The 20,484-nt window shown below is 45.1% G+C and carries 19 protein-coding genes; 4 read left to right on the plus strand and 15 right to left on the minus strand.

Annotated elements, in window-relative coordinates:
• Nucleotides 1-21 precede the first annotated feature (21 nt).
• The 3 genes from secF to ACDZ28_RS33040 form a co-directional block, all read right to left on the minus strand.
• Nucleotides 22-924: a protein translocase subunit SecF gene (secF, locus tag ACDZ28_RS33030; RefSeq protein WP_042130490.1), complete on the minus strand. Its 903-nt coding sequence runs from the start codon at nt 922-924 to the stop codon at nt 22-24.
• Entirely contained in the window at nt 914-2,164 is a 1,251-nt protein-coding gene (secD, locus tag ACDZ28_RS33035; protein WP_042130491.1) for a protein translocase subunit SecD, read from the minus strand. The genes secF and secD overlap by 11 nt, the downstream gene beginning before the upstream one ends.
• 221 nt (nt 2,165-2,385) lie before the next feature.
• On the minus strand, nt 2,386-2,637 hold the full coding sequence (locus ACDZ28_RS33040) for a post-transcriptional regulator (protein WP_042130493.1): 252 nt from the start codon (nt 2,635-2,637) through the stop codon (nt 2,386-2,388).
• Nucleotides 2,638-2,833: 196 nt separating this feature from the next.
• Between ACDZ28_RS33040 and spoVB the strand changes: the two genes are divergently transcribed.
• On the plus strand, nt 2,834-4,429 hold the full coding sequence (gene spoVB / locus ACDZ28_RS33045) for a stage V sporulation protein B (protein WP_375103813.1): 1,596 nt from the start codon (nt 2,834-2,836) through the stop codon (nt 4,427-4,429).
• Between the two features lie 5 nt (nt 4,430-4,434).
• On the opposite strand, the gene ACDZ28_RS33050 is transcribed toward spoVB, so the two are convergent.
• Nucleotides 4,435-5,199 (minus strand): DUF421 domain-containing protein, encoded by a 765-nt coding sequence (locus tag ACDZ28_RS33050; RefSeq protein WP_042130496.1) that lies wholly within the window; start codon nt 5,197-5,199, stop codon nt 4,435-4,437.
• A 225-nt stretch (nt 5,200-5,424) separates the two neighbouring features.
• On the opposite strand from ACDZ28_RS33050, the gene ACDZ28_RS33055 reads away from it, so the two are divergent.
• Together ACDZ28_RS33055 and ACDZ28_RS33060 are read left to right on the plus strand one after the other, a co-directional pair.
• Nucleotides 5,425-5,817, plus strand: a complete 393-nt coding sequence (locus ACDZ28_RS33055) for a TIGR04086 family membrane protein (RefSeq protein ID WP_042130498.1) — start codon at nt 5,425-5,427, stop codon at nt 5,815-5,817.
• 95 nt (nt 5,818-5,912) lie between these two features.
• Nucleotides 5,913-6,752, plus strand: coding sequence for a phosphatase PAP2 family protein (locus ACDZ28_RS33060; protein ID WP_249923478.1), 840 nt, complete (start codon nt 5,913-5,915; stop codon nt 6,750-6,752).
• Nucleotides 6,753-6,843: 91 nt separating this feature from the next.
• On the opposite strand, the gene yajC is transcribed toward ACDZ28_RS33060, so the two are convergent.
• From yajC to ACDZ28_RS33115, 11 genes are all read right to left on the minus strand, one after another.
• Nucleotides 6,844-7,152, minus strand: coding sequence for a preprotein translocase subunit YajC (gene yajC / locus ACDZ28_RS33065; RefSeq protein WP_042130502.1), 309 nt, complete (start codon nt 7,150-7,152; stop codon nt 6,844-6,846).
• Between the two features lie 42 nt (nt 7,153-7,194).
• Nucleotides 7,195-8,331: a tRNA guanosine(34) transglycosylase Tgt gene (tgt, locus tag ACDZ28_RS33070; RefSeq protein ID WP_042130504.1), complete on the minus strand. Its 1,137-nt coding sequence runs from the start codon at nt 8,329-8,331 to the stop codon at nt 7,195-7,197.
• A gap of 21 nt (nt 8,332-8,352) precedes the next feature.
• The gene (queA, locus tag ACDZ28_RS33075) at nt 8,353-9,381 is read right to left on the minus strand and encodes a tRNA preQ1(34) S-adenosylmethionine ribosyltransferase-isomerase QueA (protein WP_339287772.1); all 1,029 of its coding nucleotides are present in this window, start codon (nt 9,379-9,381) and stop codon (nt 8,353-8,355) included.
• A 9-nt stretch (nt 9,382-9,390) separates the two neighbouring features.
• A complete protein-coding gene (locus tag ACDZ28_RS33080) occupies nt 9,391-11,493 on the minus strand; it encodes a SpoIID/LytB domain-containing protein (RefSeq protein ID WP_375103814.1) in 2,103 nt (700 codons plus the stop codon).
• Between the two features lie 32 nt (nt 11,494-11,525).
• On the minus strand, nt 11,526-12,533 hold the full coding sequence (gene ruvB / locus ACDZ28_RS33085; protein WP_042130508.1) for a Holliday junction branch migration DNA helicase RuvB: 1,008 nt from the start codon (nt 12,531-12,533) through the stop codon (nt 11,526-11,528).
• A 35-nt stretch (nt 12,534-12,568) separates the two neighbouring features.
• Nucleotides 12,569-13,186 (minus strand): Holliday junction branch migration protein RuvA, encoded by a 618-nt coding sequence (gene ruvA, locus ACDZ28_RS33090; protein ID WP_042130510.1) that lies wholly within the window; start codon nt 13,184-13,186, stop codon nt 12,569-12,571.
• Nucleotides 13,183-13,686 (minus strand): crossover junction endodeoxyribonuclease RuvC, encoded by a 504-nt coding sequence (gene ruvC / locus ACDZ28_RS33095; protein WP_036677679.1) that lies wholly within the window; start codon nt 13,684-13,686, stop codon nt 13,183-13,185. The genes ruvA and ruvC overlap by 4 nt, the downstream gene beginning before the upstream one ends.
• A gap of 253 nt (nt 13,687-13,939) precedes the next feature.
• Nucleotides 13,940-14,584: a BofC C-terminal domain-containing protein gene (locus ACDZ28_RS33100; RefSeq protein ID WP_052414704.1), complete on the minus strand. Its 645-nt coding sequence runs from the start codon at nt 14,582-14,584 to the stop codon at nt 13,940-13,942.
• Nucleotides 14,585-14,775: 191 nt separating this feature from the next.
• Nucleotides 14,776-16,902 (minus strand): CocE/NonD family hydrolase, encoded by a 2,127-nt coding sequence (locus tag ACDZ28_RS33105; protein WP_375103815.1) that lies wholly within the window; start codon nt 16,900-16,902, stop codon nt 14,776-14,778.
• Nucleotides 16,903-16,913: 11 nt separating this feature from the next.
• Nucleotides 16,914-18,077 (minus strand): dipeptidase, encoded by a 1,164-nt coding sequence (locus tag ACDZ28_RS33110; RefSeq protein WP_375103816.1) that lies wholly within the window; start codon nt 18,075-18,077, stop codon nt 16,914-16,916.
• Nucleotides 18,078-18,088: 11 nt separating this feature from the next.
• A complete protein-coding gene (locus ACDZ28_RS33115; RefSeq protein ID WP_375103817.1) occupies nt 18,089-19,063 on the minus strand; it encodes an ornithine cyclodeaminase family protein in 975 nt (324 codons plus the stop codon).
• 184 nt (nt 19,064-19,247) lie between these two features.
• Here ACDZ28_RS33115 and ACDZ28_RS33120 point away from each other — a divergent pair, with 184 nt between their 5' ends.
• Entirely contained in the window at nt 19,248-20,183 is a 936-nt protein-coding gene (locus ACDZ28_RS33120) for an aldo/keto reductase (RefSeq protein WP_375103818.1), read from the plus strand.
• The last annotated feature ends 301 nt before the right edge of the window (nt 20,184-20,484 follow it).

A 20,484-nucleotide genomic window follows, 5' to 3' on the forward strand; every position in this document is an offset into this window, starting at 1 on the left:
CATGTTATTTCTCTTGAGACATTAACCTTTAGCTGGGCTACTCTTTACCTTTGTCTTCTCACGCTTCTTAAGCAGTAGCCACACCGGACTTGCAATAAAGATGGAAGAGTACGCTCCGAATAGCAATCCGATAACCATCGCAAGCGAGAACATCTTGATGGACTCTCCTCCGAGAATTAACAGGAAGAACGCCGCAATAAACACGGTAAATGCTGTGTAGAGAGAGCGCATAAGGGTCTGAGCCACACTCTTATTCACAAGTTCTTTCAAGTCTTCATAGGTCTTCTGTTTACCAAAACGTAAATTCTCACGGATACGGTCAAAGATAACGATCGTATCATTGATGGAATAACCGATAATCGTAAGCACCGCTATAATAAACGTCAAATCCACTTCCAAACGGAAGATAGAGAAGATGGCAACGACCATAAAGGCATCATGGATCAGTGAAACGATAGCTGCCAATGCAAACCGCCATTCAAAACGGATGCTTACATAAATGATAATCCCTAGACAAGAAATGAGAACCGCATAGATCGCATTACGTGCAAGTTCTTTAGACATTTCAGTATCCACGGTGTTAATCTCAAACGATGCCTTATCGTCCAGCTTCAAGATCTCTGCTTTAAGCGCTTCATCTTGTTGCTCATCAAGTACTTGATCGTAACGAACGTTGACCCGTTCACTTCCTAACGTAATGCTTGGCTCACTTGAAATCCCAACTTTTTCAACCGCTGAATTAACTTCTTCCAATGTCAAATTCTTTGACAGAGAGATATCAACATTAGATCCTGCTTTGAAATCAACGCTGTAATTCAATCCAAAGGTTGCTAGGAAAATCAAACCTGCCACTGTAAGAGCAATGGAAAAAACATAGAAAAATTTACTCAAATGTACGAAATCAAGCTCTTTCTTAAAGCGCACGAATATCACTCTCCTTAACACCGAAACTCTTCGGTTTGTTCAGCTTACCCGCTTTAACAAGCTGGCTAAGCAACCAGTGGGAGAAATAAAGATTCGTAGCGATACTCAGTACGATTTCCACAATCAGTACCAATGCGAAACCTTTGACTGCACCTGTACCGAAGGCGAACATGACAGCCGCCACAATAACAGTTGTGACATTGGAGTCCATTACTGTCCGGAAAGAGGATTTATTACCTGCTTTAACAGAGGAAAGTACACTTTTACCACTGCGCATTTCTTCCCTTATCCGTTCATTTGTAATGATATTGGCATCGACGGCCATCCCTATACCCAGAATAAACGCGGCTATACCAGGCAATGTCAATGTAAAGTCCGCAAAGACAAAGACCACAATTAGCAACCATGTATGCAAGATCAGTGCAAAACTAGCCAAGAGACCTGGCAAGCGATACATACCGATCATGAAGATAAGGATAATCAAAGAACCTATTAAGCCAGCTTTGATCGTTTGTTCAAGCGACTGTTTACCAAGTGTTGCACCCACACTTTGGGAGTATTTCTCAGTAAGTTTCAGTGGCAACGCACCAAGATTAATAGTGTCAGCCAGTTCACGTGCTTCTTTAATTGTATACTGACCGGAAATAGACGCACTACCATCGGTAAGTACTGCTTGTACCGTAGGGTCCGATAGTTTGTTCTCATCCAAATAAATTGCGAGATTCTTTCCTAAGAGGCGTTTAGTAATCTCTGCGAATTTATCCTTGTCTTTTATTTTGATACTGATGATTGGCTGATTCAGGTTATCCCGTCCAACCTCTGCTGCACCTTCAACAAAATCACTACCTACCAGTTCGATCTTGCTGTAAGTACCTTCAGCGTCACCTTCAGCAGCACTACGGAAAGTCAGAACTGCAGGCTCCTTCATCTTCTTACGAACCTCTGCTTCATCAGTAACGCCCGCAATTTTCAAACGAATACGATCAGTACCTTCAGTTGTAACCTCTGGTTCACTGGTTCCGAGCGCATTAGCCCGTTTTTCCAAACTTTCTGCTGTTTTCAACAGTGAAGCTCGGGACAATGCAGCTCCCGCTTCCATAGGCTCTGCATGGTACAGAATCTCAAATCCGCCTTTCAGGTCAAGACCAAGTCTAACCTTGTCCAGCAGTCCAGGAGTAGTAAATACCATGACGCCTGTCAAAACGAGCACGGTAATAATAAAGCCCATTAGTCTCTTCATGCTCTAGCTAGTTCCCCTTTCATTAACTCAATATTCCTATTATAGCTACACGCGAAATGACCGTCAATTCACAGCATGGACATAGCTATACTCACACAAAGAAACGGCCGCCCCTGCTCATAACAGCAAGACATCCGTTTATATAGGAAATGTGAAGTTATTATTCTCTCACTTTACAGCTTTATGTACCTATTCGCAAAAAGAAACGGAGTGTTTGTTATTCAGTTCAACCCCCGATAGGCCGCTATAGTCAAATAAGTCATGTAACTATTGGCTTTTAAGGAATAAATATCATTTACCAGCTTATGCAAGGGAGGCATCCCGTCCTTATCATAATTACGACTGATACAATCCCAAATATCCTTGCTGGTTACATACTCATAGCCGAGGAGCCGGAATTCTTCAGCTTTGCTGCGGCACATGGCTTCGATTTCTTCACTATGTTGATCATGATTCCACTGTTCCGATTCCACGTGATGACACCTCCAAAGATCGCTCGTGTGCGTATGCTTACCATAAGTATTCGACCCAAGTTCTCTGCTTTCCTCCTTCCGTCACAAAAAGTTACAACTACTAAAACAAGGCATGCAGGGATAGGGGTACAGCATATCCATAAGAATAGACAAGTTGGCCAGCGTTTCATTTCATTTGGGGAAGAAGGCGTGACCTTTGAGGAAACAGAGCTTTATTCAAGGAACTTTAATCTTGCTTGCCGCCGGCATCATTAATCGAATGCTTGGATTTATACCCCGAATTGCTTTGCCGCGCATCATTGGAGCAGAGGGCGTAGGTCTATATCAGCTCGTGTATCCTTTTTTTATCGTGCTGGTTACTGTCATTACAGGCGGTATTCCTCTGGCTATTGCTAAAATGGTGGCGGAAGCTGAGGGAGAGAACCGCCCTGAGAAATCGCGGCAAATTTTACGGACTGGCCTTACCCTTAGTGTCGGACTAGGGATCTTCTTTACCATTGTTGCGCTGGTCAGTGCTTCATGGGTCTCCAATGTGCTCTTAACAGACCGCCGAGTTTATTATACTTTTATTGCCATGATCCCAATGATTGGAATTGTTGCTGTATCTGCGATCTACCGTGGTTATTTCCAAGGCAGGCAGAACATGATTCCTTCCGCACTTTCTTCGGTTTTCGAGTCTATCGTGCGAATATTTTTTATGCTGTGGTTCTCATGGCTGCTGCTACCTAAAGGTATCGCTTTAGCTGCTGCAGGGGCGATGCTCGGTGTAACTGTGGGAGAGATTGGCGGAATGTTAGCCATTCTGTGGCAATATTATGTCATCACGAAAAAAGATAAAAAAACAACCCCCATCCTAGAGCAGCAGCCGGTCGAACAGGAGAGTATACCCTCTAATCCAGAAGCTGTAAAATCAACCTCCCCCATACTGCGGCGTTTACTAGGTGTATCTATTCCTGTAACGGCAAGCCGACTTGTGGGCTCTTTTTCCTATCTACTGGAATCAATAATTACCGTACGTAGTCTTGCATTGGCAGGAATCGCAACAGCCGCAGCGACTGCGCAGTATGGGTCTTTACAGGGAATGGTGATTCCATTACTGTTACTTCCCGGAGCTTTGACCTCCTCCCTTGCGGTGTCTTTGGTCCCATCCTTATCCGAGGCTGCCGCGAGAAAGGACTTGCCTACCATTCACAAACGAATGCATCAAGCCCTTCGACTCGCTCTGGTAACTGGCGCTCCCTTTGCTGTTCTTATGTATGTCTTGGCGGTCCCACTATGTAATTTGTTATACGGCAATGCGGACACCGCTCCAATGCTAAAACTGATGGCCCCTTTCGCTTTGTTCCTCTATGTTCAAGCCCCCTTACAAGCTGCGCTTCAAGCTATGGATAAACCGGGCAGGGCACTCATCAATACCCTTATTGGGGCAGTAGTCAAAATCATTTTGATTGTTATATTAGCTTCACAGCCTGATTACGGAATCTACGGCGCAATCATTGCCATAATTGTGAACAGTGTTCTTGTTACTCTACTGCACGGGTACAGCGTGGTCAGTCTAATTTCATTATCCTTACGAATAACTGATACCATTAAGACCTTATGTGCGATGATCATTATGGGAGCGGGCGTGCGTTATGTATACATCTCCATTCCCATTGCAGATGCACAATGGATTCAATTTTTATTTGCCTCTGCGATAGGAATGGCCCTGTATTTCGGTATCAGTCTATTAGCTGGTCTTATCTCACTTCGTGATTTGGATCGACTGCCGTTCATTAAGCGCTGGCTTTAGAATGGTTATCTGTTATCCAAACGGTCAACATACACTCGGCCTTTATGATCAATGGAGCAAAGAAATACATCCCGGAAATCTGATACTCCCTTTTGGCGAATCTGGGTTCTCAGCCAGAACCTTGTTTTCCCTATCATCTCTAAATTATGATCCTGGACCTTTCCATCCATAATCAGTGGAATAGGAAGCCCTTCATATCTGATTTTGTTCTTTGGCAGCTTTACTTTCTGACTGCTTACATCTGCATCCTCATCGTTCTTATTGTTCTCAGCAACTGAACTGCTATTGCCTGTTTGATTGGAAGATGAAAGTCCTTTGTCTTTTTCAAAAACGGTAAGCTGACCACTGGGCTCCAGAATCGCAAATTCCACATCTGCAGGACTAGCTATGTTCTGACCTCGCAATTGCTGCAGCAGATCATCAATATTGTACCTTTGTTTACGCATCTCTCCCCGGTGCAGCTTACCTCCAGAAATAAGTATGCTCGGTTTACCGTCCATTAACAGCCGAATCTTTCTACTCTTAAGACTGAGCTGAGCAACCACAACCTGAATGATAACCAATGTGGCCATCGGAACCAGACCTTCGTAAATCGGGCGATTAATATCCTCGATCACAAAAACAGCAATCTCAGCAATCATAATTGAGATCGTTAGATCAAATACAGATAACTTACCGATTTCCCTCTTCCCCATGATACGCATGCACAGGAATATGAAGAAATACATCAGCACGGTCAAGAAAATATGGGTAGTGATATGCTGGGACATATAGCTTCGCTCCCCTCCACTCTCACCCGCAGACTTGTTTTCTCGGGCGGATTAATGTAACCCTATTCTGACCGCTCAGCACAGGGAACATTCGGAAGCGAACATATTAATTAATGGTAAAAAGGCTGCAATGCCCATTCTTGTACTATTGGGGCAAGCCTCCCCATACAATGAATAATAACTTATGTAGATTATTTTTCTAAAAAAACTTTAGGAGGTTGTACCATGTATTTAATCCGGCGCCTGTTCTCATGGAGAATAGCCAATCCTGTGTTATCTGGTCTATGTCGATCCTTCCTTTGGATGCTGTTTGGCGCGTTTGTCCTCTCTCTTTTATTATGGGGCAGCGGTCTCAAGGAGCAAGATCTCTCAATGTACACTTATATAGTACACGGCATAGCCGCAGCATTCGGAGGACTAACCGCCGGTCGCAGAGCCACGAACAAAGGCTGGTATCAGGGAAGTCTTACAGGAGTCTTTTACGGGATTATCGTTCTGCTAATTGGATTTCTGGCTCTGGATAGCTCACCTTCTGGTGTTGATCTTCTTTGGGTGCTGGCTGCTGCAGCAATTGGAGCGCTTGGCGGAATGTTTGGGGTTAATTTACAGAAAAGCTAAAATTATTATTTCATTAAATTCGAAACATTCCTTGAAAATATGTTAAACTGTGATCATCTGACTTCATAAAGAGAATCAAGGAGGCTTCGAATGCTTTGTTTTACCAATCAATGAACCATATTGTTTTGTACACAGTTGCATTAGTAGTGATATTAATATGGATTGGCGCTCGTCGTAATCCCATCATGGCATTAGTTGAAATTGGGAAAGAGATGCTGCGATCCTATAAGTTTTTGCTACTGATGGCAGGAATGTTTGGTGTACTGGTCTTGAATAAATATGAACTGCAAATTGAAGAAAAAATGCATCTTGCCTCAGACTATACATCCTTTGTATTTGGACTAGAGGGGCATTTTGTCCAAGCTGTTCAGGATATATTCTATAGTCCATGGCTAACGCCTATCATAGTTTTCTTCTACATTTTCATGCTTCAATCTGTACTAGCAGCTTCTCTAGGTGTTTATCTGTTAGATAAGAACCGTGTGATGCTGTACGCAACCTGCTATGCTATTATCATTAACTATGCCGTAGCGATTCCATTCTACCTATATTTCCCTGTAAATGAGGTATGGTCCTATGTACCTGCAGGTGTTAGGTTTACTATGCTGGATGTATTTCCGAAGTTTGAGCAAGAGTACCGCCCTCTATCCGGTCTCAACAACTGCTTCCCGAGTCTACATACGTCCATTTCCGTTACAATGGCACTACTGGCATTCCGTTCAGGAAACCGCCGCTGGATGGTCATTACGAGTATTTCCGCAGTCGTAATCGTCTTTGGTATTTTCTATCTGGGCATTCATTGGCTTACAGATATGATAGGCGGCACTCTGCTAGCAGTCTTGGCTTCTACAGTTGGTGTTCAGCTTGCCAAATTGACTTTACGGGGACGTGAAGAATCGCTCACAGTTCGCAGCCGAATAACGGATATGCGTTAAACGAATAGATCACTTTGAAAAATGAAAGTCAAAAAAGCGGTGTCCCTCATAAAGAGAGACACCGCTTTTTATGTAGTTAATACAGATAAAACTATACTTTCTCCTCCACATCCGTCGCAACGGAGTGACTAATGGAACCGCGATCAAAGGTCAGTTTAGTTACATCATTAACCCGTAGAACCACGATATCATCGGAGATTTCCATGATCGTACCGTGAAGACCACCAATTGTGACGATCTTGTCGCCCTTTTTCAAAGCCTTTAACATCGCATTACGAGTTTTGGTCTTCTTTTGTTGCGGACGAATCAGCAAGAAGTAGAATACTACAAACATAAGTACAAATGGACCTACAAGACCTAGTATACTACCTCCACCTGTTGCTGCTGCATATTGAAACATATTTCTCCCCCTTTCAAAGTACATTAAGGCATTAAATTCAACCTAGAAGCCTTTAAGATTATCATATAATCCGTATTTTGCGAAAAACTCATCGCGAAAATCAAGCAGCCGATCTTCCTTGATGGCTTCACGTACTTTACGCATCAAATCCAACAGGAAGTGTAAGTTATGGTATGTCGTCAATCGAAGTCCGAAGGTTTCATCGGCTTTGATTAGATGGCGCAAATAAGCGCGGGAATAATTCCGGCATGTGTAGCAATTGCACTCCGGATCAAGCGGCCCAAAATCGCGGGCATACTTTGCGTTGCGTACAACGAGTCTTCCCTGACTGGTCATCGTTGTTCCATTTCGAGCAATACGAGTAGGCAGAACACAGTCAAACATGTCCACTCCCCGGATTGAACCTTCCAGCAGTGCATCAGGTGAACCAACGCCCATCAAATAGCGCGGTTTTCCTTGTGGCAGCAGGGGAACTGTATAATCCAGCACTTCATACATTAGCTGCTTGGACTCTCCGACGCTGAGCCCCCCAATAGCATACCCCGGGAAATCCATGGAAGTCAAATCAGCCGCACTCTGACGCCGAAGATCCTCATACATACCACCTTGCACGATAGCGAATAGACCTTGATCATTCGGACGAGCATGACTTTTCAGGCAACGTTCCGCCCAGCGTGTTGTACGCTCCAGTGATTTTTTCACGTAATCATATTCAGCTGGGAATGGAGGACACTCATCGAATGCCATCATGATATCAGAGCCAAGTGCGTTCTGAACCTCCATAGCTACTTCAGGAGACAAGAACTTCTTGTCCCCATTTAGATGAGAACGGAAATGAACGCCTTCTTCTGTGATCTTGCGCATGTCACTGAGCGAGAATACTTGAAACCCACCGCTATCCGTCAGAATAGGACGGTCCCAGTTCATGAACTTGTGCAGTCCGCCTGCTTCACGAACGATATCATGTCCCGGTCTCAGGAAAAGATGGTACGTATTACTCAAAATAATATGAGCATCCATTTCTTTCAGTTCTTCTGGACTCATTGTCTTGACTGTGGCTTGTGTGCCGACAGGCATAAATGCAGGTGTCTCAATCACACCGTGTGGAGTGTGGACTCTTCCAAGTCTTGCTCCTGATTGTTTGCACGTTTTGATGTGCTCATAAGTAATTGCTGCCATAAGTTAACCCATCCTCTTACCTTAGTAAATAAACATTGCATCTCCAAAGCTAAAAAACCGGTACTTCTGTTTTATCGCTTCTTCATAAGCAGCTAAAATATGTTCCCGACCTGCCAAAGCACTAACCAACATTACCAAAGTTGACTTCGGCAAATGAAAATTAGTAATTAACGCATTGACTACACTAAACTTATATCCCGGATAGATGAAAATATCCGTCCAACCACTACATTCAACAAGCGGACCGCCTTCACATTGTCTTCCGACCGTCTCAAGTGTCCGACAAGAAGTCGTTCCAACCGCAATAATGCGGCCACCTTGTTCCTTGGTAGCATTTATAGTGTCTGCTGTTTCTTGAGACATTACAAAATACTCTGAATGCATAACATGCTCTTCAACCTTCTCAACAGACATCGGACGGAACGTACCGAGACCCACATGAAGTGTGATATAAGCGATATTTACACCCTTTGCCTCAATCTGTTCCAACAGTTCTTTGGTAAAATGAAGCCCTGCTGTAGGAGCAGCTGCCGATCCCTCATGCTTAGCATAAACGGTCTGATATCGTTCACGATCATCCAGTGTTTCCTTAATATAAGGAGGCAGTGGCATCGTTCCCAGCCTGTCCAAAATCTCTTGGAAAATACCCTGATAAATGAAGCGAAGCGTTCGGCCGCCCATATCAGCCTCGTCCTCGATAACAGCACGAAGCTCATCACTAAAGATGATAACCGCTCCTGTCTTAAGCTTCTTGCCCGGCTTAACAAGCGCTTCCCATCGATCGTCTCCCAAATTCTTTAGAAGAAGCACTTCAGCCTTAGCTCCCGTATCTTCTTTAACCCCAAACAATCTGGCAGGAATGACTCTCGTATCATTCAGAACGAGCGTATCTCCCGGTTGAAAATAATTAATAATATCGGTAAAATGCCGGTGAGCCAGCGCCCCATCCTCCTTATTTACTAGGAGTAGTCTAGAAGAGCTACGGTCAGAGAGTGGTGTCTGGGCAATTAATTCTTCCGGCAAATGAAAATCATATGCGTCTACATTCATGGTCTGTCTTCATTCCTTAACTATAGTAACGTTCTGATAATAGTGTTGCAATATCTGCTTGTAATCATACCCGCTGTCAGCCATGCCTTTTACGCCCCATTGTGACATGCCTAGACCATGACCGTATCCTTGGCCAATGAATAGAAAGCCCGAACTGTTAGTAATCGCTCTGGCTGATGAATCCCCGCCCATCACTACAGTTCCACTGCCGTTTACATTAACCTTACCTGATGCAGAGAGTACACCTGCGCTCTGTGAACTTCCAATCGTGCTAGTAGCACCGTCAGCGCCTAATACAGTATAACTTCCGGCTGGTACAATATCAAACAATGTACTTGGCAATCCATTAAACGCAGAACGGAACATATCAGGATATTTCACATCCAGTGACTGCCCATTTGCTTTCACCTGAATCGCTCTTCCAGAAGGACCGCGCTGAGTAACCTGCAAATTAAGGATGCTGGAAGGGAGCGTGCTGGTTGTTTTCCCCTGCAAGCTTTTTAGAAGGTCGGCAGAGGTATATGGCCCTTTGATCCAGCTATAGCTGCCGGACTCATAAACTTTATCCAGAACAACTGCATTCTCGCCTGGATTCAACTTACCTACCGCGCTTACACTACTTTCAACAGCAGGAAGGGGTCGTACATTGACATCTTTAGTGGTAGCTGTCGCGATGTCCAGTCCCGCTGCAGTTTTATTCCCTGTCAATTTAATGTTATCCTCACGTGCGTATCCTGAGGTGCCATTAGCGAGCAGTAAATAATACCACTGCTTAGCGGTCGCGGTAGCTGCAACATCCTCTTTGCTGGGAACACTGGCGAATGCATCTCCACCATTGCCCCATACCTCCGATGGATCAGCTGTTACACCGCCACTGTTCGAGGAGAACACGGCCTCCACAACTTTGCCACCACTCATCAACACTTCACCGGCAGTAGCATCCACAGCCTTAATAATGACAGGAGCCTCTGATCCAATTCCGTTATATACCTGACTCAATGTAGAATCTACTACATTCGCTACATCAAAACGGTTGCCTTGCGCCATTGCATAACTTCGGGCGGCGACAGCCTGAGCTTTTAGAGCTTCATCCGGCCAGCTGGAGGAAACCTCTCCTCCAACCACTGCGTACAAATATTGTTCCAGTGGCACTTCATTGATAACCGCTAGGGAGCCTCTCAAATTACTTAACTCCATATTTCCACGATAGGTACGCTTGGATCTTTCTTCGAGCTGAATTCCAGCCTCATTGCCAACTGCCAAAAACTTAGCATCATTTCCGGAAACCATATAATGATTAGCCTGTATTTCATTGCTAAAATCAAGCCCAGCATCTACACGCAACATTAACCCGGGTGAAGTCGCAGCAGATCCAGCCAGCTGCGGCAATGCTGCAGACACTGCAGTCTGAACAGCAGCCAAATCTTTATCGTTCGCAGCTTCGCCAACCCATACTTCATACTGAGCGCTGCCATCACTTCCCGACAATAACACCTTCCATGCATCAAAACCAGCAGCTGTAATACTACTCAGAGCACTATCAGCTTCTTGTTCCGAAGAATAGCGACCCGCCGATAAATGCTTATCGCCTTTCACTGCAGGGGTTTGATCAGCAGGAATACCGAGCCCTGCCTTTACTACACGGGCAAGCCCATCCTTGGCAGCAGCTTCACTGGCATAGACCCCTGTATACAACTGGTACACATTGGTTCCATTTCTAGAAATCATAAAAATCTGAGGCTTATCAGAAGTAGACTGAAGCTTTTTAGCCGCATCAGCAGCTGTTTTCCAGCTTGAAGTCTCCATTACCTTCACTCTATAACCATCCACACTAACACGAATTCTGCTCTGCGCAGGCACCGATAACAAAGGAGCGCTCCCTGGTTGGTTTGACATCAAAGTAAAGCTTTGTGTTGATTGCATAGTTACTACTGGCACGGTAGATTTATATTTACTACCAATATCGGCATAAAGGGCAACTCGTATCGTACTATTAGAATCGGCATGACTGGCACCCGCAGGGATCAAGAGACTTCCCACAGCAATTGCAGCTGCTAGCAATCCTTTGCTTAGTGGAGCTATACCTCTCCATTTCATCTTCGTATGCTTCATCCAGCATCCTCCTTTTGAATGTAGTTACTGACTCAGTGCTGCTCCGGAGGGAGCGGAAGGCCTAAGTGATGATAAGCGGCCGGGGTTACAATTCTTCCACGAGGACTCCGCTGCAAGAATCCGATCTGCAGCAGGTAAGGCTCATAAACGTCCTCAATCGTCTGACTTTCCTCACCAATTGTGGCAGCAATCGTATCCAGCCCTACAGGACCGCCACGAAAGCTTGAAATCATTGCTCTTAACATCTTGTGATCGATGCTATCCAACCCGCGTGGGTCTACTTGTAGCATCCTCAGGGCTTCCCCAGAAATCTCAGGGGTTATAATCCCGTCTCCGCGCACTTGAGCAAAATCACGAACTCGCTTCAATAGTCGGTTCGCAATCCGCGGCGTTCCCCGGGAACGAAGCGCTATCTCTTCCGCCGCATCACCGATAATCTCAATCCCTAAAAGATCTGCATTTCGAGCCACAATGTAGCTCAGCTCATCTATCGTATAGTACTCCAAGCGGCTGACCACTCCGAAGCGATCACGCAGTGGCGCTGACAATAGCCCGGCACGGGTGGTAGCACCTATAAGTGTGAAAGGCGGCAGATCCAATCGTACCGAACGGGCACTTGGTCCTTTGCCGATCATGATATCCAGCGCGAAGTCTTCCATCGCCGGATACATAACCTCCTCCACCGTCCGGTGCAAGCGGTGAATTTCATCGATGAACAGCACATCGCCTTCCTGCAGGTTCGTCAGCAGGGCGGCTAGATCTCCCGGCCGCTCTATAGCAGGACCGGACGTGGTTCGTAAATTCACACCCAGCTCATTGGCGATAATGTTCGCGAGTGTTGTTTTACCGAGACCTGGAGGCCCGTAAAGCAGCACATGATCCAGCGCTTCACTTCTCATTTTGGCCGCTTCGATATATATTTTCAGGTTTTCTTTTACCTGATTCTGTCCGATATATTCTCCCAGATAACGAGGGCGTAAGCTTAATTCTACCGCCTGCTCGTCCATCATCAAATTTGCGGATATGATCCGGTCATCCATTCCTATCGCTCCCTTTCTTCAGGATGTGTTCGGCTTTATTTAGCAATGTATAACAGCCCCAGTGCCTTCTTCATTAACACATCTACAGTCCCTGTCTCTGCTCCCTCTTTCTTCATAGCGAGCCACACGCGATCCAATTCACTTTCGGTATACCCCAATCCTTTAAGAGCATCTCTAGCTTCTTGCCAAGCTAATCCATCCGCCCTTTCTTCCATCGGCACTGCAAATAATCCCGTTTGCATCGAGGCCATACTGAGTCCGTCCAGCTTATCCTTCAAATCTAGGATCATCCGCTGCGCCGTTTTTTTGCCAATGCCCGGCAGTTTCGTTAGGAAGGTGATATTCTCTTGGTAAATTGCCGAAATCAACTGATCTGGAGTTCCCCCTGTCAGTATTCCGAGTGCAACCTTCGGACCGATCCCAGATACCTCTATCAACTTGCGGAACAATCTTTGCTCCTCCCGTGTCGGAAACCCGAACAGCAGCGTAGCATCTTCACGTGTTTGATAGTGAATATAGATCGTTACAGGCCCTTCTACTTTAGCAAAAGTATAAGGGTTCGGGCAGAACACCCGATAGCCTACTCCTTGCACATCCAGCACCACATATTCTGACTCCAAATGAACGACGGGTCCTCTTAAGAAATCTATCATTTTCGCAATACCTCATTTAATTTAGAATTAAGACTGCTCGAATGGGCATGACATACCGCTACCGCAAGTGCATCCGCTACATCATCCGGTTTAGGGATTGCCGATAATTTCAACAACAGCTTCACCATTTCCTGTACCTGCCGCTTCTCTGCCTTACCATAACCAACAACAGCCTGCTTCACCATCATCGGTGTATATTCCGAGACGGGTAGGCCGCGCTGTACAGCAGCTAATATCGTTACTCCGCGGGCCTGCGCTACTGGCAATGCTGTTGTAACATTACGTGCGAAGAACAACTTCTCTATCGCTACAGCATCAGGTTTATATTTATCAATGAGCTGACCCATGCCTTCATAGACATGCAGCAAACGTTCTTCCTCAGGTGTATGAGCCTCAGTCTGGATACAACCATATTGGACCGGGGTCAACTTATGACCTTCCTTATCTACAAAGCCAAAACCGACAATCGCCAGCCCTGGATCAATTCCCAAAATGCGCAAGCACGATCTCTCCTCTATAACAGGCAGTTTATTCCACCGTTTTCATCCATTACTCCGCAATGAAGCGAACATATGTATTCCTTCAAACCATTATAGCAAAAATACCCCTTCCGGGAGAAAAAAAGTTTCCCCTTTGATGCGAAATGACAACTTTAGGCCTACAATGGGAACTTTAAACTTTCTTATATTTGCAAAAAAAAGCTGCCCTATAGCCATTAATAATGACTTTAGGACAGCTCGTATGCTTTTGATGCTATTGCTTGTTCTGCATGACATGTTCGGCAGCCTCACGCGCATAGTCACTGAAGGTGGACAACACGCTGTTGTACTCCTCTATATCCTGCACACGAATGCCTTCATGAAGCTCTTTCCACATATTTTCCGGTAAAGAGGACTTTAAGGAACCCATATCCATTTGAAAAAAAGTCTTCAAAACCTTTTCCTGCACCGGGGGTCCTTTAAATAATTTCAAATTCCCAAAAGCATCGACACCGATGTAGGCTTCTTTTTTCGTAAGGGTCGAGAGATCATTCACTTTTTGTTCCAGCCACAAATCTCCCTCGCTGCTGATCCAACCGTTCCAAGCAGGGTGTTCGTTAATAATTTTCTTAAGCTGAAGCGGGTTCTTTACACCCGGCAATGTCTGAATTTCTTCCCCGGATACATACGATATTTTTAAATGAACGGTTCTACTGAGTCCGCTTTGAGTGATTGTCTGCAACAGTTGTTCGTTATTTAAAGCAGCCTTCTCTTTCTCCTCACCGCTGTCCACGCCTACTTTAAACACAGCTGCGGCCAATTCACTTTCAGTACTATCCGCCAAGCTAGAATTCGTCAGCAGTCCACTGATTTCCTCAGGCACCTGCATACTGCGCCAAGCTAGTAAAGTAAAAGCCACACAAGCTGCTCCTACCCAAAGCGCTTTTTTCCAACGTCTCCATCGCTGCCAAAGTTGTTTTTTTATGCGCGACACGTTAATCCCTTCATTCTGGTTTTTCCCTATTGTGACCTGAGAAGGGATCATTTATGCGCTTTTCTGTGAATAATCGATATTTTATTACAATTACAAGGTTGACCTTACAGTATAGTTCAGGCGTTAGGAATAACCGGCAGCTTCACATGGCTTGGATATTCACTATTATGGTAAACCGTCTGCAGCACTGTAATCGCCTCTGTATCTTCATACGGGTTACCGCCAGTATTCGTATTAGGGAAAGCAACGAATTTACTGGACGAGGTAATCGAGAAACGAATTCGGTGTCCTACCGCAAATCTGTGAGCAATATTCGGCATGAAAATATCGTATTCCTCCACTTGGCCAGGAGTGAGCAGTTCTGGTGCATCAAACCCGTGACGATATTTTGCTCTGACAATATAGTTAGATAACCGGATAGAGTCTCCATGTTCATTTACATCACTAAGCGTAACTACCCAATCCGTATCCTTACCTGTGCTGGCAGCGTAGATGATAGCAGACAATTCGCCAGCTATAGTCAATTCTTCTGTCAACACCTCACTAGTGTACACAAGAATATCATTTCGCAGCTCATATTTTCTCAAGTTTTCAGGCTCTCGTTCCCCGCTATCATCCATAGGATCATTTGGGTTATAGACATAAGTATCTTCTGGTGAATGCTCCTCTGGCGCTGTAAGCAGCTTCCCATCTCCTTGTCCTGAATTAGCCCGGCCACCACTGGAAAGGTAAAACGGCGTAGTTGTTGCTTCAACCGGTGTCCAATCCTCCGATGTTCTCCACTGATTCTCACCAACGACATAATAAGAGGCTCTAGGCTCCTGATCTATTCCGTTCGGAATGCCTTTGAGGAAGCGGTCAAACCAGCGCAATACAGAAACATCATAATCATAAACCACTGCATCATTGCCGAAGCTTACACCCTCATAGTCTCTGGCCCGGTTTGGACCATGCTCCCAAGCTCCTAAACGGATTTTGCGATTCGGCACATCATGTTCAGTCAGCATTCTCCAAGTCTCCGATACACCTGGGCTGTCACCGTCATACCAGCCTGAGATTACATACATAGGGACATTCACCTGATCCCCACGCTCTGTAAAGGTACAGTTTCTCCAGAAATCATCATACTCCGGATGCTGGCTCCATAGATCCCATGGTCCGGATGCTTTACCGATCATTTGTTGAGGAATCTCCTTAATCGGTCTTGCATCGACGGCCGCTTCTGGGTTCACCGTAATGCCCCCAAAAATATCAAAATCCGTTCGGGTGCCTACAGATTGTGCAAGCGTCCAAGACAAGAGTGGCCAAGAGCAAAGCGTTCCACCCTTACGCGCCGTATCTACAAACGGTGAGCCGACATTCACTTCATCCACAACAGCCTTTAAATTGGGGTGCCCGCTGGTCGCCGCTGAGACAACCACAAAGCCCAGATAGGACGCGCCCCACATGCCAACATTTCCGTCCGACCATTCCTGCGCGATAATCCAATCGATCGTATCATAGCCATCATCCCGTTCATTATAAAAAGGGATCAATTCCCCTTCCGAATCCGCCCGGCCTCTAACGTCCTGCGACACCACAGCATAACCTTTGTTGGCCCATCTCATAAAAATCTCTTTTTTTCCGTTACGGTCATAACAGGTTCTTACCAGAATCGTCGGAAGCTTGGTTCCCGGCTGAATGCCTTCAGGTAGAAATACATCCGTCGCCAATCTCACACCGTCGCGCATCGGAATCAGATCCGTACCCAAATCATTCACACCATACTCTGGCTTAGATAAAAGGGGATCATCATAAACAACTAGCGGCGTCAGCTTCTCATATCCTGTTTTAACAATCAGCTCGATGCCATACCGATTCGGCGTAAGAAAAGCAATAATCTCACCGTCCAAGGTCACGATATCCAGTGCCGTCTCATTTCGCAGCGCCCATACTTGTGAAGTAAGCTCACGGCCATCCATTACAGCCTGATACTGAATATGCTTTTGATAAAGATCACCGTTACTTAGAACTACCTCATCATTGACCCATTTTGCTTTAGCATAAGCGTCTATATGTTCATGGATTTTCTGAAATGGAAGAACGGTCTTGAACTGGCTATCCAACACGTTGTACTGCATTTGTGTTCGTCTACGTGGATCAACCTTGGCGAGCATAATCTGTTGTTCCGTAAAATGTATTTTCCCTGAATAAATGCCCGAACAGTAGAAGTTAAATGTAGTTGTGTTCAAATATGTTGTCATCTATTTATCCCCTATCCCCAAATTTCTTCAAATACGCGCAACCAGTTGCCACCCATGATTTTTGCAATATCCTCATCCTTATAACCGCGAGCCACCAGACCTCTAGTAAAGTTGATAAAATAACTATATTTTTCAAGCCCAGCAACGGTTTCAGTAGAAGGTCCGTCTCCTTTGGCGAAACCTAGTTTAGGTGCGATATGTTCTTTAAAATAGACCAATGACCAGAGGACATCACTCATCGGCCAATCCGTCCCAATTCCGACATGATCTACGCCTACAAGCTGGATTACATATTCGATATGATCCAGCACATGATCAATAGTTGTATGATTAGGGTCTTCATGAACAAACCATGGCATAGCAAAAATACCGATCACTCCACCTGTCTTAGCGATCGCAATGATTTCCTCGTCACTTTTGCAGCGCATATGCGGATAGATGGCCTCTACACCTGTGTGTGAAGCAATAACCGGAGTCTTAGAATACTGGCAAGCATCGAGCGTGGTCTGTTTTCCGCAATGTCCCGTATCTACAATGATCCCCAGCTTGTTCAGACGCTCAATGAACCTTTTTCCATAATTTGTAATCCCAGCGTTCGACTGTTCTGCACAGCCTGCACCGACCTGATTCTGATTGTTATACGTTAATTGTAGAATTCTCAAGCCAAAATTATGTAACACATCTAATAGATCCAGATTCGTACCTAGACCATCCGTTTCTTGCGCCGTGATAATACCCGCCTTATGGCCATTACGCTTGGCTGCACGTATGTCTCCTGCGGTTAAAGCTTTAACTAACCAATCTGCGGAGTCGAACTGAAGCTGAACTTCAGCCATGCTAGTGATCATGCTTTCTAAGGATTCTAAATGAAGTTCCCGGTTCCCCGCGGTAATTCCTGATTTATACCATTCACTTTTATACTCTGGGATCTCACCGCTGGCCGACAGCTTAGTGATCATTTTAGCTGGCATACTGCTGTATACCATCGGCTCATCTTTATAGGGCTCACACAGCTCTTTAATTTTTTCGGACACAGATTCTGGAATTGCGCTTGGAGATAAGGGACCCTGAAATAGCAAATCAATATTAATGTTCTGCTCATGTAAACGTATGGCCCGCTCTTCTTCTAGCTCCGTCAACTTGAAATCATACAAACCTTCATTTGTGCTCATCATGTGGTCGCTCCTTAGAATGCAATTTCAATCCCCTTTTGTAATCTAATTGCTTCATTATAAATGAAGTTAGCTGCTGCTAAATCCTCTATGGCAAGTCCTAGTCCTTTAAAAAGAGTGATCTCATCAGCTGTAGCTCTGCCCTCGATACTCCCGCTGATCAGTTCACCCATTTCACCGATGATATGGCCTGAAGTGATCACGCCTTCGTTCAGCGGAATTAAATAATCCCCAGATTCATTATGCGTGGATTCCAATCGGTCTACATACAACTTAGCTAACCGGACGGCCTCCGAATCCAGCTCACGATCCGCTGGTCTGCACGCTCCAACCGCATTGATATGAACACCGGACTTCAGCCACTCTCCTTTAAGTACAGGCTCTGTGGATGCTGTTACGGTACAAATGATATCTGCTGGGCTGACTGCCTCTTGTACAGACTCAGCGACAACGATCTCCAAACCATATTTACGGCTCATCTCTGCTTGGAAGTCTCTTGCTTTTGCAAGTGTCCTACTCCAAACTCTGACCTCACGTATGGATCGAACCAGCAGCATCGCTTCCAGATGGCTTTTGGCTTGTTCGCCCGTACCAAGAATGGCAAGCACTTCAGCATCTTCTCTGGCCAGATAACGAGTGGCTACTGCGCTAACAGCCGCTGTGCGAATTGCCGTAATCTTTAGTCCATCTACTACGGCTTTCAGAACACCGGTAGAAGAATCGAATAGCGTAACAAGTCCTTGATGGGAAGGTAGACCTGAGCCATGATTGCTTGGGAATACACTGATGATTTTGGCTCCTGCTACTTCTTCACCCTGTAAATAGCCCGGCATTAAGCCAATCAGGTTGCCTTCGTGCAGCGGGAGTACTTGTCTTAAGCTCTGTACAGCTTGTCCAGCGGACAAGTCCTTCAAAACGGATTCCATCACTGTGATGCAAGACTCCATTGCTAATAGCTCAGTCACTTCATTTTGATTAATGACTAGCATAAGACAACCCTCCTTTACTTCATTGTGAGAACAAATGTGGGAATGCAAAATTATTCTTTATATCATAACTTATACGCTTTAATTATTCATGTATAAAGCTGGAAGCCATGAATTTGTTTTACCACGAGCCATTAGCTATACTTAATATAGTTCATATTCTATTTTAAGGAGCTGACGATTGATTATGTCTAGTAAAATAACTTTAGGTAGAACAAATTTGCAGGTACTCCCTCTCGGACTGGGTGCCAATGCTGTTGGTGGGCATAATTTATTTCCCGGCTTAAATGATGAGACTGGTAAAAACATCGTTCGCAACGCTCTTGATCATGGGATCAATTTCATTGATACCGCATATATTTATGGTCCAGGTAGATCTGAGGAACTGATTGGAGAAGTGTTGAAAGAAAGAGGCGGCCGTGACAGGGTGGTCATTGCTACTAAGGGTGCTCACAAGATTACTGGTGATAAGGTTACAATCGACAACTCTCCAGCTTTTCTAAGACAATCTGTAGAAGACAGCCTGAAACGCCTCCAGACCGATTATATCGATCTTTACTATATTCATTTCCCGGATGAAAGCACACCTAAAGATGAAGCTGTTGGCGAGCTTAAGAAGCTGAAAGATGAGGGAAAGATCAGAGCAATTGGGGTCTCCAACTTCTCCATTGAACAGCTGAGAGAAGCCAACAAAGACGGGCATGTAGATGTTCTTCAATCCCACTACAATTTATTGCATCGTGATGCTGAAAAAGATTTGCTCCCTTATACACAGGAGCATGGTATTTCCTTCGTGCCTTATTTCCCTCTTGCATCCGGCCTGCTTGGCGGTAAATATAAGCAAGGCGATACATTCAGCGACATTAGAAAGAACGACCCACTGTTCCAAGGGGAGACTTTTGCTAAAAACTTGGAGAAAGTGGATAAGGTTCGCCAAATTGCCGATGCCAAAGGTGTTGAAGTCGCTCATGTGGTGCTCGCATGGTATTTGACTGTACCTTCTATAGATGCACTTATTCCCGGTGCTAAACGTCCAGAGCAGATCGTATCGAACCTGGAAACGCTAAAGGTTCAACTGTCATCTGAAGAGATCAGAGCGATTGATTCAATCTTTAAGGCGTAATAGCGCCTTATAACTAAAGTAAGGGGTTGTCCCAGAAGTCATGAAATGGCTACTGGGGCAGCCCCCTTTTGCTTTGTTCTATTATTTGAGCGGTTTGATTGGTTTGTTACGTTCATTGTGCTGCATTTCATTCGTTGGATTCGTTGGAAGAACATCTTTAACTAACATGCCCACATGCACAGCTGCTATCGGACAGGACACAGCTGACCTTAAACAGAGCATGATTACATATTTGGAATCCTAACGGACCCCATAGCCGCTCTTGGCATGTAATACATCCAATAAGGACCTTTTTCTAAGG

Source organism: Paenibacillus sp. RS8 (assembly GCF_041956825.1).
Lineage (GTDB): Bacteria > Bacillota > Bacilli > Paenibacillales > Paenibacillaceae > Paenibacillus_AQ.

What these genes read in the sequence shown, in the direction of transcription:
- ACDZ28_RS33115 (WP_375103817.1), bottom strand. Translation starts at nt 19,063, where the DNA reads ATGCTAGTCATTAATCAAAATGAAGTGACTGAGCTATTAGCAATGGAG.
- ACDZ28_RS33120 (WP_375103818.1), top strand. Translation starts at nt 19,248, where the DNA reads ATGTCTAGTAAAATAACTTTAGGTAGAACAAATTTGCAGGTACTCCCT.
- ACDZ28_RS33080 (WP_375103814.1), bottom strand. Translation starts at nt 11,493, where the DNA reads ATGAAGCATACGAAGATGAAATGGAGAGGTATAGCTCCACTAAGCAAA.
- tgt (WP_042130504.1), bottom strand. Translation starts at nt 8,331, where the DNA reads ATGGCAGCAATTACTTATGAGCACATCAAAACGTGCAAACAATCAGGA.
- ACDZ28_RS33105 (WP_375103815.1), bottom strand. Translation starts at nt 16,902, where the DNA reads ATGACAACATATTTGAACACAACTACATTTAACTTCTACTGTTCGGGC.
- ACDZ28_RS33050 (WP_042130496.1), bottom strand. Translation starts at nt 5,199, where the DNA reads ATGTCCCAGCATATCACTACCCATATTTTCTTGACCGTGCTGATGTAT.
- ruvA (WP_042130510.1), bottom strand. Translation starts at nt 13,186, where the DNA reads ATGATAGATTTCTTAAGAGGACCCGTCGTTCATTTGGAGTCAGAATAT.
- ACDZ28_RS33055 (WP_042130498.1), top strand. Translation starts at nt 5,425, where the DNA reads ATGTATTTAATCCGGCGCCTGTTCTCATGGAGAATAGCCAATCCTGTG.
- queA (WP_339287772.1), bottom strand. Translation starts at nt 9,381, where the DNA reads ATGAATGTAGACGCATATGATTTTCATTTGCCGGAAGAATTAATTGCC.
- secD (WP_042130491.1), bottom strand. Translation starts at nt 2,164, where the DNA reads ATGAAGAGACTAATGGGCTTTATTATTACCGTGCTCGTTTTGACAGGC.
- ruvB (WP_042130508.1), bottom strand. Translation starts at nt 12,533, where the DNA reads ATGGATGACCGGATCATATCCGCAAATTTGATGATGGACGAGCAGGCG.
- ACDZ28_RS33110 (WP_375103816.1), bottom strand. Translation starts at nt 18,077, where the DNA reads ATGATGAGCACAAATGAAGGTTTGTATGATTTCAAGTTGACGGAGCTA.
- yajC (WP_042130502.1), bottom strand. Translation starts at nt 7,152, where the DNA reads ATGTTTCAATATGCAGCAGCAACAGGTGGAGGTAGTATACTAGGTCTT.